Here is a 17,760-nt window from a genome sequence, read left to right on the forward strand (position 1 = left end):
AGAGACTCACGAACAACTTTCGTTGTTCAGTGTTTCAATTTTCAGCTTGATCCAGATTTTTAAAGAGCAAAACTTCGCAGTGAACCTTTGCAGGTACACTCTGAAGTATTTTTTATTTAATCACTACAGAGATGGTGGAGCTATGCGGGATCGAACCGCAGACCTCCTGCGTGCAAAGCAGGCGCTCTCCCAGCTGAGCTATAGCCCCATAACATGTAGTTAAAACCTCTTCAAATTTGCGGTGCAAATTTGGTAGGCCTGAGTGGACTTGAACCACCGACCTCACCCTTATCAGGGGTGCGCTCTAACCACCTGAGCTACAAGCCTGTAGAGGTTTTACTGCTCATTTTCATCAGACAATCTGTGTGAGCACTGCAAAGAACGGTTCTTTAAGGTAAGGAGGTGATCCAACCGCAGGTTCCCCTACGGTTACCTTGTTACGACTTCACCCCAGTCATGAATCACAAAGTGGTAAGCGCCCTCCCGAAGGTTAAGCTACCTACTTCTTTTGCAACCCACTCCCATGGTGTGACGGGCGGTGTGTACAAGGCCCGGGAACGTATTCACCGTGGCATTCTGATCCACGATTACTAGCGATTCCGACTTCATGGAGTCGAGTTGCAGACTCCAATCCGGACTACGACGCACTTTATGAGGTCCGCTTGCTCTCGCGAGGTCGCTTCTCTTTGTATGCGCCATTGTAGCACGTGTGTAGCCCTGGTCGTAAGGGCCATGATGACTTGACGTCATCCCCACCTTCCTCCAGTTTATCACTGGCAGTCTCCTTTGAGTTCCCGGCCGGACCGCTGGCAACAAAGGATAAGGGTTGCGCTCGTTGCGGGACTTAACCCAACATTTCACAACACGAGCTGACGACAGCCATGCAGCACCTGTCTCACGGTTCCCGAAGGCACATTCTCATCTCTGAAAACTTCCGTGGATGTCAAGACCAGGTAAGGTTCTTCGCGTTGCATCGAATTAAACCACATGCTCCACCGCTTGTGCGGGCCCCCGTCAATTCATTTGAGTTTTAACCTTGCGGCCGTACTCCCCAGGCGGTCGACTTAACGCGTTAGCTCCGGAAGCCACGCCTCAAGGGCACAACCTCCAAGTCGACATCGTTTACGGCGTGGACTACCAGGGTATCTAATCCTGTTTGCTCCCCACGCTTTCGCACCTGAGCGTCAGTCTTCGTCCAGGGGGCCGCCTTCGCCACCGGTATTCCTCCAGATCTCTACGCATTTCACCGCTACACCTGGAATTCTACCCCCCTCTACGAGACTCAAGCTTGCCAGTATCAGATGCAGTTCCCAGGTTGAGCCCGGGGATTTCACATCTGACTTAACAAACCGCCTGCGTGCGCTTTACGCCCAGTAATTCCGATTAACGCTTGCACCCTCCGTATTACCGCGGCTGCTGGCACGGAGTTAGCCGGTGCTTCTTCTGCGGGTAACGTCAATGAGCAAAGGTATTAACTTTACTCCCTTCCTCCCCGCTGAAAGTACTTTACAACCCGAAGGCCTTCTTCATACACGCGGCATGGCTGCATCAGGCTTGCGCCCATTGTGCAATATTCCCCACTGCTGCCTCCCGTAGGAGTCTGGACCGTGTCTCAGTTCCAGTGTGGCTGGTCATCCTCTCAGACCAGCTAGGGATCGTCGCCTAGGTGAGCCGTTACCCCACCTACTAGCTAATCCCATCTGGGCACATCCGATGGCAAGAGGCCCGAAGGTCCCCCTCTTTGGTCTTGCGACATTATGCGGTATTAGCTACCGTTTCCAGTAGTTATCCCCCTCCATCAGGCAGTTTCCCAGACATTACTCACCCGTCCGCCACTCGTCAGCGAATCAGCAAGCTGATTCCTGTTACCGTTCGACTTGCATGTGTTAGGCCTGCCGCCAGCGTTCAATCTGAGCCATGATCAAACTCTTCAATTTAAAAGTTTGATGCTCAAAGAATTAAACTTCGTAATGAATTACGTGTTCACTCTTGAGACTTGGTATTCATTTTTCGTCTTGCGACGTTAAGAATCCGTATCTTCGAGTGCCCACACAGATTGTCTGATAAATTGTTAAAGAGCAGTGCCGCTTCGCTTTTTCTCAGCGGCGCGGGGTGTGCATAATACGCTTTCCCGCTTCAGAGTCAAGCATTTTTTTTGCTTTTCTCTGTCGAGATTCTCAGGAGAATCTCGCTGACCCGGCGGCGTGTTTGCCGTTGTTCCGTGTCAGTGGTGGCGCATTATAGGGAGTTATTCCGGCCTGACAAGAGGAAATTTAAAATAATTTTCCGACCGCGCATTTTTTACTCTTTATGCTTATTTCAGCGTCGGTTTGTCGGTTAAATGGGCGATTTCTCGGGCGAAATTCGCCACCTGCTGCCAATCGGTATAGACAACTTCTTTGCGCGTATCCGTTTCACCGCCTGACATCTTCATAATCAGCTTGATCATAAAGCGGTCGTACCAGCGGTAACGTGGATAACGTAGCGCCCCGGCAATGACGGCACAGCGATCGGGACGCCATTGTGAACTCATCAGAAACTTCCGCGCGTAGCTGTTGGTCTGTGGAGTACGCTTCTCCGGTTTACGCGCCACCAGGTTTACGGAGTAAAAGGCGCTCGGCATCGAATTCAGCCGCGTCGCATGCTTTTTGACAAATTCCTGGAACGCAGAGTGGTAGTGACCATAGCGAATAGAAGCACCAATGACCACGCGATCGTAGTTTTCCCACTGGGGTTCTTCAATGCGATGCACATTGGCGACATCCGCCTGGATCCCCAGTTCTTTCAGTTCCGAAGCCAGGTAGGCGGCAATCTCGCGCGTTTGTCCGTCCCTTGTTGAGAAAAGAATTAATGTTTTCACGTATTACTCCATCATTCACGCCAGAAAGTCGGGGTAAAGAGCACCAGCAATGTAAAGACCTCGAGACGACCAAACAGCATGTTGGCAATCAGGATCCATTTAGCCACCGGGTTCATACTGGTAAAGTTATCAGCAACCACGCCAAGCCCTGGCCCCAGGTTATTCAATGTCGCAACAACCGAGGCAAAGGCAGAAAAGTCATCCACGCCAGTGGCGATAATCGCCAGCATACTGACGATAAACACCAGGGCATAGGCGGAGAAAAATCCCCAAACGGCTTCGAGGATACGTTCCGGCAGTGCGCGATTCCCCAGCTTAATGCTATACACGGCGTTCGGGTGCACCAGTCGTTTCAGCTCACGGTTCCCCTGCTTAAACAGCAGCAGAATGCGGATCACTTTCAGGCCACCGCCCGTAGACCCGGCGCAACCGCCAATAAATGCTGAACATAAAAGCAGTACCGGCAAAAAGAGCGGCCAGCGGGCAATGCTATCTGTCGTAAATCCGGCGGTCGTCGCCATCGACACCACCTGAAAAAACGCCTGGTTAATTGTCATCAGCGCCGAACTGTAGACATTATGAAACCACAGCACGAGGGTACAAATAACCACCAGCGTAAACTGTACGCCGATAAACATGCGAAATTCCGGATCGCGCCAATAAACCTTCAGACTACGCCCACTTAACAGTGAAAAGTGCAGACCGTAGTTACAGCCGGAGATCAGCAGGAAGATAGCAATGATAGTGTTAATAGTCGGGCTGTCGAAATAACCGATACTGGCATCATGTGTCGAGAAGCCGCCAATAGCGATAGTCGCAAAGCTATGGCCGATGGCATCAAAGGCATCCATTCCGGCAAACCACAACGCCAGCGCACAGGCGACGGTCAGCAAGACATAAATCAACCACAGGGTTTTCGCCGTTTCCGCAATTCGCGGGCGCATTTTGTTATCTTTCAGTGGGCCGGGCATTTCCGCGCGATAGAGCTGCATCCCACCCACGCCGAGGATAGGCAGTATAGCAACCGCCAAAACGATGATCCCCATCCCGCCAAACCATTGCAGCATCTGGCGATAAAAGAGGATTGCGTGAGGAAGTGTATCCAGTCCCACCAGCGTAGTGGCCCCCGTGGTAGTCAGGCCAGAGAAAGATTCAAAAAACGCATCGGTAATCGTGAGGTTCGGGCTTTCCGAGAAGATAAAAGGGAGCGCACCGACGCTACCCAGCACGGTCCAGAACAGCACCACTATCAGAAACCCTTCACGGGATTTCAGTTCGCCCTTCTCTTTGCGGTTCGGCCACCACAGCATAGAGCCAATGGCGAGGGCGACAAAAAAGGTCTGGGTAAAAGCGCGGCCCGCTCCATCCCGGTAGATGAGTGCTACCAGCCCAGGGATAATCATGGTCCCTGAAAATAAGATGACCAGTAGTCCAACAATTCGGGTAATGGCGCGAAAATGCATCTCTGCCGCTTCCTTAGTTCTGCAAAATGAAGTGGGGATTATTCTTCAATCGCTAACAATTGCAATGAACCACGGCTAAAATCCGCCAGTTTTGCGGAAAATTCAGCCACTTTCGCCGCCGGAAGCGCCACCCGCAGCAGAACGAATGCCTGATAATCACTGTTGATAATTTTGCCGCCACACTGCCCCAGCAACGCTTCAATGCCGGTTAACTGACTATATTCACATTGCAAAGTATATTCGGTTAATGGCGTCTTGCGTTGGGTCGTTAGCTGGCGCAGTGCCTGATTCACGCCGCCGCCATACGCTTTCACTAACCCACCGGTGCCCAGCAATATGCCGCCGTAGTAGCGCACCACCACGGCGGTAATTTCCCCGACGCCGCTGCCCATAAGTTGGGCGAGCATCGGTTTACCTGCCGTTCCCGCCGGTTCCCCGTCATCAGAGAAACCCAGTTGTTGAGAATCATCCGGTGCGCCAGCTACCCACGCCACGCAATGGTGGCGGGCATCAGGGTGTTCTGCCCGCACCGATTCAACAAACGCTTTTGCCGCCTCAACGCCATCGGTATGCGCCAACAGCGTAATGAAGCGGCTCTTTTTGATCTCTTCAACGACCGTGACCGGTGCCGCAGGAATTAACCAGCTTTCCATCACGCCAGTTTCAGATCCCGGGTCATGTTTTCCACGTTGTTTTCGTGGATCACCACGTTGTCTTCGATACGAATGCCGCCGAACGGTTTCAGTGCTTCAATTTTCTGCCAGTTGAAGTGTTTGCTGAACTGCCCTTCACGCCACGGTGCCAGAAGCGATTCGATGAAGTAGATACCCGGTTCGATGGTTAACACCATGCCCGGCTGGAGAATACGGGTGCAGCGCAGGTACGGATATTTTGCCGGTGCCGCGAGGTGCGTACCGCTATCATCCTGCATAAAACCGGCTACGTCATGCACCTGCAGGCCCAGCGGATGGCCGATACCGTGCGGCATAAACGGTCCGGTGAGATCGTTTTCGACCATCGCTTCTTCACTCATATCGGTGATGATTTGATGTTTACGCAGCAGTTTGGCGATGCGCTGATGGAACTGGATATGGTAATCCACATAGCTGACGCCTGCTTTCATGGTGGCGATCAGCGCCAGTTGCTCATCATTTACGTCTTTCACCAGCTGTGCGTAGTCGTTGTCGCTTTTTGCCGACCAGGTACGGGTTAGATCAGCCGCATAGCCGTTATATTCGGCCCCGGCATCCAGCAGGAAGCTGCGCATCTCTTCCGGTGCCTGGTGGTCCAGTTTGGTGTAATGCAACACCGCAGCGTGTTCGTTAAGCGCCACAATGTTGCTATAAGGTACGTCGGTATCACGATGACCGGTCGCGGTCAGATAGGCAATGTTGATATCGAACTCGCTCATGCCAGAACGGAACGCTTCTTCTGCCGCGCGATGACCGTTGACCGCCATTTTCTGCGCTTCACGCATACAGGCCAGTTCGTACTCGGTTTTGAAGGAGCGGTAGTAATGCAGGTAGTCGATCACCCCTTTCGGGTTGATATTGCTGGCCTCAATACCCAGTTGCAGCGCACGTTCCGGCACCGGGCCGATATACCCGATATTGCCGCGCGCAGCTGGCAACAGGCTACCAATGCCATCGGCTTTCGGCAGCGCAATTACTTCCACGTCCTCAGTCCAGAAGGAGGTCGGCAGTGGTTCAACGTTGTGCCAGTAATCAACCGGCAGATAAAACCACAGTTTCGGCTTGTTCACGCCATCTACCAGCAACCAGCAGTTTGGCACCTGGGTTACCGGCACCCACGCTTTGAATTGCGGGTTCACTTTAAACGGATAGGGATGATCGTCGAGAAAAACGTTGAACAGTTCGCCGGAGTGAATAAGTAACGCATCCAGTTTGAAGCGCGCCAGCGCATCGCGAGTCCGTTCCTGTAAGGTAGCTATATGATTTTTATAGAGCGAGGCCAGTGATTCCATTTTTTACCCTTCTGTTTTTTGACCTTAAGTCTCCGCATCTTAGCACAACGTTAATACAGAGCGTGATTTCTGCCGAGCGTGATCAGATTGGCATTTTTTTAATCTTTTATTTGCATATTTTTAACACAAAATACACACTTCGTCTCATCTGGTACGACCAGATCACCTTGCGGATTCAGGAGACTGACATGCTTTACAAAGGCGACACCCTGTACCTTGACTGGCTGGAAGATGGCATTGCCGAACTGGTATTTGATGCCCCAGGTTCAGTTAATAAACTCGACACTGCGACCGTCGCCAGCCTCGGCGAGGCCATCGGCGTGCTGGAACAGCAATCAGATTTAAAAGGGCTGCTGCTGCGTTCGAATAAAGCAGCCTTTATCGTCGGTGCTGATATCACCGAATTCTTGTCCCTGTTCCTCGTTCCTGAAGAACAGTTAAGCCAGTGGCTGCATTTTGCCAATAGCGTGTTTAATCGCCTGGAAGATCTGCCGGTGCCGACCATTGCTGCCGTCAACGGCTATGCGCTGGGCGGTGGCTGCGAATGTGTGCTGGCGACCGATTATCGTCTGGCGACGCCAGATCTGCGCATCGGTCTGCCGGAAACCAAACTGGGCATTATGCCGGGCTTTGGCGGTTCTGTACGTATGCCACGTATGCTCGGTGCTGATAGTGCGCTGGAAATCATTGCCGCCGGTAAAGATGTCGGCGCGGATCAGGCGCTGAAAATCGGTCTGGTGGATGGCGTAGTCAAAGCAGAAAAACTGGTTGAAGGCGCGAAGGCGATTTTACGTCAGGCTATTAACGGCGACCTCGACTGGAAAGCGAAACGTCAGCCGAAGCTGGAACCGCTAAAACTGAGCAAGATTGAAGCCACCATGAGCTTCACCATCGCTAAAGGGATGGTCGCGCAAACGGCGGGGAAACATTACCCCGCACCCATCACCGCAGTAAAAACCATTGAAGCGGCTGCCCGTTTTGGTCGTGAAGAAGCATTAAATCTGGAAAACAAAAGTTTTGTCCCGCTGGCGCATACCAACGAAGCCCGCGCACTGGTCGGCATTTTCCTTAACGATCAATATGTAAAAGGTAAAGCGAAGAAACTCACCAAAGATGTTGAAACCCCGAAACAGGCCGCTGTGCTGGGCGCAGGCATTATGGGCGGCGGCATTGCTTACCAGTCTGCGTGGAAAGGCGTGCCGGTTGTCATGAAAGATATCAATGACAAGTCGTTAACCCTCGGTATGACTGAAGCCGCAAAACTGCTGAACAAGCAGCTTGAGCGCGGCAAGATCGACGGTCTGAAACTGGCTGGCGTGATCTCCACGATTCATCCAACGCTCGACTACGCCGGGTTTGATCGCGTGGACGTTGTGGTAGAAGCGGTTGTCGAAAACCCGAAAGTGAAAAAAGCCGTGCTGGCAGAAACCGAGCAGAAAGTACGCCCGGATACCGTGCTGGCTTCCAATACTTCAACCATTCCTATCAGCGAACTGGCCAACGCGCTGGAACGCCCGGAAAACTTCTGCGGGATGCATTTCTTTAACCCAGTGCACCGGATGCCGTTGGTGGAAATTATTCGCGGTGAGAAAAGCTCCGACGAAACCATCGCGAAAGTTGTCGCATGGGCGAGCAAGATGGGTAAAACGCCAATTGTGGTTAATGACTGCCCCGGCTTCTTTGTTAACCGCGTGCTGTTCCCCTATTTCGCCGGTTTCAGCCAGCTGCTGCGCGACGGCGCGGATTTTCGCAAGATCGACAAAGTGATGGAAAAACAGTTTGGCTGGCCGATGGGTCCGGCATACCTGCTGGATGTCGTGGGCATTGATACCGCGCATCACGCCCAGGCAGTGATGGCAGCAGGTTTCCCGCAGCGGATGCAGAAAGATTATCGCGATGCCATCGACGCACTGTTTGATGCCAACCGTTTTGGTCAGAAGAACGGCCTCGGTTTCTGGCGTTATAAAGAAGACAGCAAAGGTAAGCCGAAGAAAGAAGAAGATGCCGCCGTTGACGACCTGCTGGCAGAAGTCAGCCAGCCGAAGCGCGATTTCAGCGAAGAAGAGATTATCGCCCGCATGATGATCCCGATGGTCAACGAAGTGGTGCGTTGTCTGGAGGAAGGCATTATCGCCACTCCGGCAGAAGCCGATATGGCACTGGTCTACGGCCTGGGCTTCCCTCCGTTCCACGGCGGTGCGTTCCGCTGGCTGGACACCCTCGGTAGCGCAAAATATCTCGATATGGCACAGCAATATCAGCACCTCGGCCCGCTGTATGAAGTGCCGGAAGGTCTGCGTAATAAAGCGCGTCATAACGAACCGTACTATCCCCCGGTTGAGCCAGCCCGTCCGGTTGGCGACCTGAAAACGGCTTAAGGAGTCACAATGGAACAGGTTGTCATTGTCGATGCAATTCGTACCCCGATGGGCCGTTCGAAGGGCGGTGCTTTTCGTCACGTGCGTGCGGAAGATCTCTCCGCTCATTTAATGCGTAGCCTGCTGGCGCGTAACCCGGCGCTGGAAGCAGCGGCCCTCGATGATATTTACTGGGGTTGTGTGCAGCAGACGCTAGAGCAAGGTTTTAACATCGCCCGTAACGCGGCGCTGTTGGCAGAAGTGCCGCATTCTGTCCCAGCGATCACCGTCAATCGCTTGTGCGGTTCATCCATGCAGGCACTGCATGACGCAGCACGGATGATTATGACTGGCGATGCACAGGCATGTCTGGTCGGTGGCGTGGAGCATATGGGCCATGTGCCGATGAGTCACGGCGTCGATTTTCACCCCGGCCTGAGCCGCAATGTCGCCAAAGCGGCGGGCATGATGGGCTTAACGGCAGAAATGCTGGCGCGTATGCACGGTATCAGCCGTGAAATGCAGGATGCCTTTGCCGCGCGATCACACGCCCGCGCCTGGGCCGCCACGCAGTCGGGCGCATTTAAAAATGAAATCATCCCGACCGGTGGTCACGATGCCGACGGCGTCCTGAAGCAGTTTAATTACGACGAAGTGATTCGGCCGGAAACCACCGTGGAAGCCCTCGCCACGCTGCGTCCGGCGTTCGATCCAGTCAGCGGCACGGTAACGGCGGGTACGTCTTCCGCTCTCTCCGATGGCGCTGCAGCCATGCTGGTGATGAGTGAAAGCCGCGCCCGTGAATTAGGTCTTAAGCCACGCGCCCGCGTACGTTCGATGGCGGTCGTTGGTTGTGACCCGTCGATTATGGGTTACGGCCCGGTTCCAGCCTCGAAGCTGGCGCTGAAAAAAGCGGGGCTTTCTGCCAGCGATATCGGCGTGTTTGAAATGAATGAAGCTTTTGCCGCGCAGATCCTGCCATGTATTAAAGATCTGGGGCTAATGGAGCAGATTGACGAGAAGATCAACCTCAACGGTGGCGCGATCGCGCTGGGTCATCCGCTGGGTTGTTCCGGTGCGCGTATCAGCACCACGCTGCTGAATCTGATGGAACGCAAAGACGTTCAGTTTGGTCTGGCGACGATGTGTATCGGTCTGGGTCAGGGTATTGCAACGGTGTTTGAGCGGGTTTAACCACTTGCCGGATGCGGCGTGAATGCCTTATCCGGTCTACCGACCCGGCACTAATGTAGGCCTGATAAGACGCGCCAGCGCCGCATCAGGCATCGATTGCCGGATGCGGCGTAAACGCCTTATCCGGCCTACCGACCCGGCACCAATGTAGGCCTGATAAGACGCACCAGCGTCGCATCAGGCATCGTGCATCGATTGCCGGATGCGACATAGATCTAAATGCCACTGTATCACTGTATAAAGTTTTAGTTGCCGTTCTTCCCGCCTGTCAGGGGCGGGTTTTTTATATCTCAGATAAATGCAAACGCATCGCCAAACAGGCGATCTTCCCGCGCATTACGCTCGCTGCAAAACAGGTCACGGGCAATTTTCGCCATCTCAAAACGTCCGGCAATATAGATATCATGCTCTGCCAACGTACCATGATCCTGCAATACCGCCGTTAACACGGTGCCAGTACGCCCACGCCAGCCCGCTTCCGGTTGTTCAACCACCGGCACCACTTGCAAACCTGGATGCTTAAGCGAAAGCGCCTCAAGCTCGGAGAGATCATACAGATGCTGCTCTTCACGCCCGCCCCAGTAAATGGTGATATCACGGTTTGGGTTACGCGCCAACGCTGTCAGCAAAATCGAGCGGGCATAAGAGAACCCGGTGCCGCCCGCAATCAAAATCATCGGACGCTCTTCATCATCGCGCAGCCACGCTTCTCCGTGGGGAATATCGACCACGATTTGATGATCTTTGAGGATGCGGTCCATGACTGCTTTCGCGTAAAGGTTGATTTCAGAAGCGCCAATATGCAGCTCGATAAACTCTTTTTCATCCGGCGTCGAAGCCATTGAGAATGGACGTTTATCGCGCTCATCCATCACCACCATCAAATACTGACCAGCACGAAAAGAAAAGGCCGCGTCTGGCACGATGCGGACACGATATACGGTATCCGTGATAGCTTCTACCGAGGTCACTTTACAGCTTAAGGTTGTCATGCGCTTTCTCTGTCGGATCGATAAATAGGGCAAAACAAACGCGCATCAGGCGCTTTTACCGTTGTTAAAAATAGCCAGTTCATCCCAGATGGCGTCAATATGCGCGACAACATCTGGATCTTTTTTGATGGGACGTCCCCATTCACGCTGGGTTTCCCCCGGCCATTTATTCGTGGCATCCAGCCCCATTTTTGAACCCAGCCCGGAGACAGGCGAGGCAAAATCCAGATAATCAATAGGCGTATTTTCTACCAGAACAGTATCCCGAACCGGGTCCATACGGGTGGTAATCGCCCAAATCACATCGTTCCAGTCGCGTGCGTTGACGTCATCATCGCAAACGATCACAAATTTAGTGTACATAAACTGGCGTAAGAACGACCAGACACCCATCATGACGCGCTTCGCGTGTCCGGCGTACTGTTTTTTGATTGTCACTACCGCCAGACGATATGAACAGCCTTCCGGCGGCAGGTAAAAATCGACAATTTCCGGGAACTGTTTTTGCAGAATCGGCACGAACACTTCGTTCAACGCTACGCCCAGTACCGCGGGTTCATCTGGCGGACGCCCGGTATAGGTGGAATGGTAAATCGCATCTTCACGCTGGGTAATATGCGTCACGGTGAATACCGGGAAACTATCGACTTCGTTATAGTAACCGGTGTGGTCGCCATACGGCCCTTCCGGCGCCGTTTCACCTTGTTCGATATACCCTTCCAGCACAATCTCCGCACTGGCGGGCACTTCAAGGTCATTGGAGATACACTTCACCACTTCGGTCTTGGTGCCGCGCAGCAATCCGGCAAACGCATACTCTGAAAGCGTATCCGGAACGGGGGTGACTGCACCGAGAATCGTGGCGGGATCAGCACCCAGCGCCACAGAAACCGGGAAACGTTCGCCCGGATGCGCCGCACACCACTCCTGATAATCCAGCGCGCCGCCGCGATGCGACAGCCAGCGCATAATCAGTTTGTTTTTACCAATTAGCTGCTGGCGATAAATGCCCAGATTCTGCCGCTCTTTATGCGGGCCGCGCGTCACTGTCAGCCCCCAGGTAATCAGCGGCGCGGCATCTTCCGGCCAGCAGGTCATAATGGGAATGCGGTTAAGATCGACGTCATCGCCAGAGACGATTTTTTGTTGGCAGGGCGCACCACGCAGTCGCTTTGTCGGCATGTTCAATACTTGTTTAAACTGCGGCAGTTTATCAAACAGGTCGCGGAAACCTTTTGGCGGCTCCGGCTCTTTCAGAAACGCCAATAATTTACCCACTTCACGCAGCGCCGAAACATCTTCCTGCCCCATGCCCATCGCCACGCGCTTTGGCGTACCGAACAGGTTGCACAGCACCGGCATTGAGTAGCCTTTAGGGTTTTCGAATAACAGCGCAGGCCCACCGGCACGCAAAGTGCGGTCAGCAATTTCAGTGATTTCCAGATGCGGATCCACCGGGAGCGTGATACGTTTTAGCTCACCCTGCTGTTCAAGCAGCGTCAGGAAGTCGCGTAAATCGTTATATTTCATGGCATCCATTGTAGCCTCTTAATCTGCGCCCATTATACGGCGTTCATCTTTGCGATGCTGTAAATTTGTTAAATTAGCGTGAACTCTGACGGTATAACGCAAACCGGGGAATATAATTAACTTAGCGTAAAGCTTTTGCTATCCTTGCGCCCCGATTAAACGGATAAGAGTCATTATGCAATCCTGGTATTTACTGTACTGCAAGCGCGGGCAACTTCAACGTGCCCAGGAACACCTCGAAAGACAGGCTGTGAATTGCCTGGCACCGATGATCACCCTGGAAAAAATCGTGCGTGGCAAACGTACTGCAGTCAGTGAACCATTGTTCCCCAACTACCTGTTTGTGGAATTTGATCCAGAAGTCATTCATACCACGACTATCAACGCGACCCGTGGCGTCAGCCACTTCGTGCGCTTTGGTGCGTCGCCAGCGATAGTCCCATCGGCGGTGATTCATCAGCTATCGGTATATAAACCGAAAGACATTGTCGATCCGGCAACCCCTTATCCGGGTGATAAGGTGATTATTACCGAAGGCGCGTTCGAAGGTTTTCAGGCCATTTTCACCGAACCCGACGGTGAGGCTCGCTCCATGCTATTGCTTAATCTTATTAATAAAGAGATTAAGCACAGTGTGAAGAACACCGAGTTCCGCAAACTCTAAAACGCAATCCCAAACAGTGTTTTAACATTGGCATCCGTGGTGGCAGCCAGCCATGCGGCATCTTCTCCACGCCAGTGCGCAATACGTTGCAAAATATGGGGCAGATGGGCTGGCTCGTTGCGCCGGGATGATGGCTTCGGCGTGAGATCGCGCGGGAGCAAATACGGCGCATCAGTTTCGATCAGCAATTTCTCCGCCGGAATCAACGGCAACAATTCCCGCAACTCCAGCCCGCGTCGTTCATCGCAAACCCAACCGGTAATGCCGATATAAATTCCACGCGCCGCGCACGCCTGCATCTCTTCACGTGTACCGGTAAAGCAATGAAGAACTGCACCAGGCAGTTTATCCAGCCACGGCTCCAGCAAGGTTATAAACCGATCGTGGGCATCGCGACAGTGCATAAATACTGGCATGTTTAATTCTGCAGCAATGCGTAGCTGAGCAACAAAAGCACGTTCCTGCTCTTCTGGTGTAGAAAAGTTGCGGTTAAAGTCGAGGCCACACTCACCAATCGCCACCACTTCTGGCTGCGAGGCCAGTTCAATGATCGCTTCTTCAGTCGCTGCTTGCCACTGGCTGCTGTCATGAGGATGCACGCCTGCCGTTGACCAACAGGATGAATACTGACGCGCCAGTTTTTGTGCCTGCTGGCTTTCGTGCAGGTTAGTGCCAGTGATGAGCAGCCCATCAACTCCTGCGTCAAAAGCGCGTGCTACAACATCATCACGGTCTTTCGCAAATTGCGAACTGGTCAAATTAACGCCGATATCAAACATCCTGTACTCCATATGACAACCGCCCTGACGGGCGGTTGAATTTATTCTTCAGTTTTTTCGCTTTCTGCTTCAGCGTCGTTTTCCTCTTCCCGGTTTCGACCCTTACCAACGTAAAAGCGTGAGAAGAAGACACCAATTTCAAACAAGCAGTACATCGGGATCGCCAGCAGCGTTTGCGAGAAGACATCCGGCGGCGTCAGCAACATCCCGACGACGAATGCGCCAACCAGCACATACGGACGTTTTTTGCGTAAGTCTTCTGGCGAGGTAATCCCCATCCAGCACAGCAACACAATTGCCACCGGCACTTCAAAGGAGACACCAAACGCCATAAACAGCGCCATAACGAAGCTTAAATAGCTGGCGATGTCGGTGGATACCTGTACCCCTTCCGGCGCGGTATTGGCAAGGAAGCCAAATGCCAGCGGAAAGACCACAAAGTAGGCGAACGCCATGCCGATATAAAACAACAGAGAGCTGGAAACCAGCAGCGGCACCACCAGGCGACGTTCATGCTTATACAGCGCTGGGGCGATAAACGCCCACACCTGATAGAGAATCACCGGCGCTGATAGAATCAGCGACACCATAAAGGTCAGCTTGATCGGCGTAAAGAACGGCGAGGCCACGTCAGTGGCGATCATCGTTGAGCCTTGCGGCAACTGCTTGATCAATGGCGCGGATACCAGGTGATAGATGTCATTGGCGAAATAGACCAGACACAGGAATATCACGATCACCGCGATAATGCAGTTCAGCAGACGCTTACGCAGCTCAATCAGGTGCGTGATAAGCGGTTGAGTATCTTCTACAGACATGTTTACGGTTTATCACTCGACGAAGGGGAAGGTGCAGCGGTTTTCGGTTCAGCGTCCGCAGCAGGTTTTACCGCCGGCTCTGGCGTGGTTTCGGGCTTCTGTTCTGGCGAACTGGCCTGCGTTTGTGCAGCGGCAGGCGTTACGCCTTCATGCGCAGCTTCATTATCTTTCACCACCGGATTATGGATGGTGTGCGCTTCATCGCTCGCCTTTTCAGGATCGTTTGCAACGTAGGAACGCTTCATCGACTCCGCGGCCTGGCGTAGTTCATCCATCGACGCTTTCAGTTCGGGCGTCAGGTTAGTGAGGCTCGCCTTTTCAACCTTTTTCAGGCTGTCCTGAAACTCCTGGAGTTTTAACTCCTGGGTCAGTTCGTTCTGCACCGTTGTCGCCAGTGAACGCAACGCGCGAATCCAGCCCGCTACCGTTTTTACCGCCACAGGCAGTCGTTGCGGCCCCAGAACGACGAGGCCGATGATGAACACCAATAGCAGTTCGCTAAAACCGATATCAAACACGGATTACACCTGCTCTTTATCGTGGCGCTTCGCGTCTTCTGTTTTAGCCTGTTCCTGATTCGTATCCGCCTGCTTATCGGCGATAGTTTTCGCAGTAAAATCAGCATCCTGACTGGTTTTATCCTGCTTTGGTTCATCATCGCTCATTGCTTTTTTAAAGCCTTTGATCGACGCACCAAGATCGGAACCGATGGAGCCGAGCTTTTTGGTGCCAAAAAGCAGTACAACGATGACGGCAATAATCAATAACTGCCAAATACTGATACCACCCATACATGTTCCTCTGTGGTAGATGATGATTAAACAAGGCCGCATTATACGTTACACGGCCCGCCTTGAGCGATGAAAAAATCAGCGTGTTTTGCGCCAACCGACAAACCAGGCGATCAGACCACCTGCCATTAACCAGCCGGGCATCAACCCCCATTCAGGATGGCTGACCAACAAGAATGTGCCACTTAATACTAACGTAGCGCCAATTCCGAGAAAATAACGCGATTGTCCCTGACGTACATGATTTGACTGAAGCTCGCGGGCAATCTTATCAACACTGTGCTGTAAATACTTGCCCTGGCGCAAACTGTCGTAAACCAGTTCAGGCAGTTCTGGCATTTTTTCGACCCAGAACGGCGCTTTTTCTTTAAATGCTCTCACCAGCGCAGGAATACCGACCTGATCTTTAATCCACGATTCAAGGAAAGGCTTCGCCGTTTTCCATAAATCGAGCTGCGGATAAAGCTGGCGTCCTACCCCTTCGACGTAGAGCAGGGTTTTCTGGAGTAACACCAGTTGCGGCTGCACTTCCATATTGAAGCGACGGGCCGTATTAAACAGATTTAACAGCACATGTCCAAACGAAATTTCGGCCAGCGGTTTCTCAAAGATAGGTTCACAGACCGTACGAATGGCAAATTCGAACTCTTCAACGTTGGTATCTGGCGGCACCCAGCCAGAATCGACGTGTAGCTCTGCCACTTTGCGATAGTCGCGATTAAAGAAGGCGATAAAGTTTTCCGCCAGATAGCGTTTATCTTCTTTGTTTAGCGAGCCAACGATCCCGCAATCAATGCCGATATATTTCGGGTTTTCCGGGTGTTCATAGCTTACGAAGATGTTGCCAGGGTGCATATCGGCATGGAAAAAACTGTCGCGAAAGACCTGAGTGAAGAACACCTGCACGCCGCGTTCTGCCAGCAATTTCATGTTGGTGCCGTTTTTCTCCAGCGCCGCGACATCTGAAACCGGAATGCCGTAAATGCGCTCCATCACCATCATCCCTTCACTACAATAGTCAGGGTAAACTTCCGGGATGTAGAGCATCGGGCTGTCTTCAAAATTGCGCCGAAGCTGAATGGCGTTGGCAGATTCCCGCAGCAAATTCAGTTCATCAATCAATGTCTTTTCGTACTCGCGCACCACTTCGGTTGGGCGCAGACGGCGACCATCCGGCAGCAAACGCGGCACCCAGCGAGCCAGACGGTAGATAAGTTTCAGATCCGCTTTAATCACCGGCAAAATATCCGGGCGGATAACTTTAATCACCACCTCTTTGCCATTCGATTTCAATCGTGCGGTATGAACCTGAGCAATAGAAGCAGACGCCAGCGGCTTGATTTCAAAATCGTCAAACCACGCTTCTACCGGCAAACCGCCCATTGCAGCTTCAATCTGTTGCTTCGCAAGCTTGCCATCAAACGGAGCAACTTTGTCCTGCAATAACGCCAGCTGATCGGCAATATGCGGAGGAAAAAGGTCGCGGCGGGTTGATAACATTTGCCCGAACTTGATCCATACCGGCCCCAGTTCTTGCAGGGCCAGTCGTAGCCGCTCACCTAAAGGTTTGTCTTTATGCCGATTTGGCATCCAGAATAATGAGTATCGCCATAGCCGTAGCGGCAGGGTGATACGCATTTTGGGGATCAGTTCATCAAGTCCGTAGCTTAAAAAAGTGCGAATGATGAAATATAGGCGCCGTACTTCACCTGGCGTCATTTAGCCTCCAGTTTTTCCAGCCGTTTGGTCAGGGCATCAACAGCACGCTCGACGGCAGCCGTCTCTTCCGCAAACCAGGCCACTTCAAGTGGACCGGGTGCCATACGCCACTCTTCAGTAATGGCTTCCGCCACATAACGTTGCTGGCGTTTAATACCGTGATGCAGGAGCTTTGCGCCTCCACGCAGGGCTTTGCTGATACCTTCAGCGGCGATATCACCGGTATAAGGGGCCAGCAGTTCCGCAGGGTCGAACTCTGCCAGATCTGCCAGCGCAACGAAGTTTTGCACCACCTGAATATCGCCCTGTACTTCCAGCTCACCGCTGCGAATTAACGCAGCAAGCTGCTGGCGATCGCGAAGTTTCGGCAACACGCTGGCGTAGGCGATAACGGTGCAGTCAGCATCTCCTGCCCATTCGCCCAGCACATCGACCTGGCGTTCGCTGAACACCAGAATCAATGACGTCGAAAAGCCTTTTACCTCCACGCGCAAAACTTTACCCAGCAGACGCGAGCGGGCCGTTTTCAGCGCGGGTGAACGATACAGGAAGGTGTTGAGCAGACTTTCAATTCCTGCCGTCACTAAAGGTTTAAAAGGCATTTCCGGT

General features: G+C 52.7%; 15 protein-coding genes, 2 tRNA genes and 1 rRNA gene. 3 read left to right on the top strand and 15 right to left on the bottom strand.

Annotation, left to right across the window (positions count from 1 at the left end; genetic code table 11):
- Nucleotides 1-132: 132 nt before the first annotated feature.
- From AABJ99_RS22985 to pepQ, 7 genes are all read right to left on the bottom strand, one after another.
- Nucleotides 133-208: transfer RNA gene (locus AABJ99_RS22985), tRNA-Ala, on the bottom strand.
- Between the two features lie 42 nt (nucleotides 209-250).
- Nucleotides 251-327 (bottom strand) — tRNA-Ile (locus AABJ99_RS22990).
- Nucleotides 328-395: 68 nt separating this feature from the next.
- A 16S ribosomal RNA gene (locus tag AABJ99_RS22995) occupies nucleotides 396-1,937 on the bottom strand.
- A gap of 377 nt (nucleotides 1,938-2,314) precedes the next feature.
- Complete coding sequence (gene hemG, locus AABJ99_RS23000; protein ID WP_000853949.1) at nucleotides 2,315-2,860, bottom strand: menaquinone-dependent protoporphyrinogen IX dehydrogenase; 546 nt, start codon at nucleotides 2,858-2,860, stop codon at nucleotides 2,315-2,317.
- Between the two features lie 11 nt (nucleotides 2,861-2,871).
- On the bottom strand, nucleotides 2,872-4,323 hold the full coding sequence (gene trkH, locus AABJ99_RS23005; protein WP_000545683.1) for a Trk system potassium transporter TrkH: 1,452 nt from the start codon (nucleotides 4,321-4,323) through the stop codon (nucleotides 2,872-2,874).
- Between the two features lie 38 nt (nucleotides 4,324-4,361).
- Nucleotides 4,362-4,976 (bottom strand): IMPACT family protein, encoded by a 615-nt coding sequence (gene yigZ / locus AABJ99_RS23010; RefSeq protein ID WP_001353706.1) that lies wholly within the window; start codon nucleotides 4,974-4,976, stop codon nucleotides 4,362-4,364.
- Nucleotides 4,976-6,307, bottom strand: coding sequence for a Xaa-Pro dipeptidase (gene pepQ, locus AABJ99_RS23015; RefSeq protein ID WP_000444561.1), 1,332 nt, complete (start codon nucleotides 6,305-6,307; stop codon nucleotides 4,976-4,978). Before pepQ ends, yigZ begins: the two co-directional genes overlap by 1 nt.
- Nucleotides 6,308-6,495: 188 nt before the next feature.
- Between pepQ and fadB the strand changes: the two genes are divergently transcribed.
- Together fadB and fadA are read left to right on the top strand one after the other, a co-directional pair.
- Nucleotides 6,496-8,685 (top strand): fatty acid oxidation complex subunit alpha FadB, encoded by a 2,190-nt coding sequence (fadB, locus tag AABJ99_RS23020; RefSeq protein WP_000965930.1) that lies wholly within the window; start codon nucleotides 6,496-6,498, stop codon nucleotides 8,683-8,685.
- A gap of 9 nt (nucleotides 8,686-8,694) precedes the next feature.
- Nucleotides 8,695-9,858, top strand: a complete 1,164-nt coding sequence (gene fadA / locus AABJ99_RS23025; RefSeq protein WP_039020301.1) for an acetyl-CoA C-acyltransferase FadA — start codon at nucleotides 8,695-8,697, stop codon at nucleotides 9,856-9,858.
- A gap of 290 nt (nucleotides 9,859-10,148) precedes the next feature.
- Here fadA and fre read toward each other — a convergent pair whose 3' ends face one another.
- Both fre and ubiD read right to left on the bottom strand, forming a co-directional pair.
- Entirely contained in the window at nucleotides 10,149-10,850 is a 702-nt protein-coding gene (gene fre / locus AABJ99_RS23030) for an NAD(P)H-flavin reductase (RefSeq protein ID WP_001353704.1), read from the bottom strand.
- A gap of 45 nt (nucleotides 10,851-10,895) precedes the next feature.
- On the bottom strand, nucleotides 10,896-12,389 hold the full coding sequence (gene ubiD, locus AABJ99_RS23035) for a 4-hydroxy-3-polyprenylbenzoate decarboxylase (RefSeq protein ID WP_059337559.1): 1,494 nt from the start codon (nucleotides 12,387-12,389) through the stop codon (nucleotides 10,896-10,898).
- A gap of 166 nt (nucleotides 12,390-12,555) precedes the next feature.
- Here ubiD and rfaH point away from each other — a divergent pair, with 166 nt between their 5' ends.
- On the top strand, nucleotides 12,556-13,044 hold the full coding sequence (rfaH, locus tag AABJ99_RS23040; RefSeq protein WP_001192396.1) for a transcription/translation regulatory transformer protein RfaH: 489 nt from the start codon (nucleotides 12,556-12,558) through the stop codon (nucleotides 13,042-13,044).
- On the opposite strand, the gene tatD is transcribed toward rfaH, so the two are convergent.
- From tatD to ubiJ, 6 genes are all read right to left on the bottom strand, one after another.
- Nucleotides 13,041-13,823, bottom strand: a complete 783-nt coding sequence (gene tatD / locus AABJ99_RS23045; RefSeq protein ID WP_010362352.1) for a 3'-5' ssDNA/RNA exonuclease TatD — start codon at nucleotides 13,821-13,823, stop codon at nucleotides 13,041-13,043. The genes rfaH and tatD overlap by 4 nt on opposite strands.
- A 41-nt stretch (nucleotides 13,824-13,864) precedes the next feature.
- Nucleotides 13,865-14,641, bottom strand: a complete 777-nt coding sequence (gene tatC / locus AABJ99_RS23050; RefSeq protein WP_000109943.1) for a Sec-independent protein translocase subunit TatC — start codon at nucleotides 14,639-14,641, stop codon at nucleotides 13,865-13,867.
- 2 nt (nucleotides 14,642-14,643) lie between these two features.
- Complete coding sequence (gene tatB, locus AABJ99_RS23055) at nucleotides 14,644-15,159, bottom strand: Sec-independent protein translocase protein TatB (protein ID WP_032185580.1); 516 nt, start codon at nucleotides 15,157-15,159, stop codon at nucleotides 14,644-14,646.
- A gap of 3 nt (nucleotides 15,160-15,162) precedes the next feature.
- Entirely contained in the window at nucleotides 15,163-15,432 is a 270-nt protein-coding gene (tatA, locus tag AABJ99_RS23060; RefSeq protein WP_001295260.1) for a Sec-independent protein translocase subunit TatA, read from the bottom strand.
- A 78-nt stretch (nucleotides 15,433-15,510) separates the two neighbouring features.
- Nucleotides 15,511-17,151, bottom strand: a complete 1,641-nt coding sequence (gene ubiB / locus AABJ99_RS23065) for a ubiquinone biosynthesis regulatory protein kinase UbiB (RefSeq protein ID WP_039020299.1) — start codon at nucleotides 17,149-17,151, stop codon at nucleotides 15,511-15,513.
- Complete coding sequence (ubiJ, locus tag AABJ99_RS23070; protein ID WP_001355388.1) at nucleotides 17,148-17,753, bottom strand: ubiquinone biosynthesis protein UbiJ; 606 nt, start codon at nucleotides 17,751-17,753, stop codon at nucleotides 17,148-17,150. The genes ubiB and ubiJ overlap by 4 nt, the downstream gene beginning before the upstream one ends.
- Nucleotides 17,754-17,760 lie beyond the last annotated feature (7 nt).

The sequence above is a fragment of the Escherichia coli genome (genome assembly GCF_036503815.1).
Classification (GTDB): Bacteria; Pseudomonadota; Gammaproteobacteria; order Enterobacterales; family Enterobacteriaceae; genus Escherichia; species Escherichia coli_F.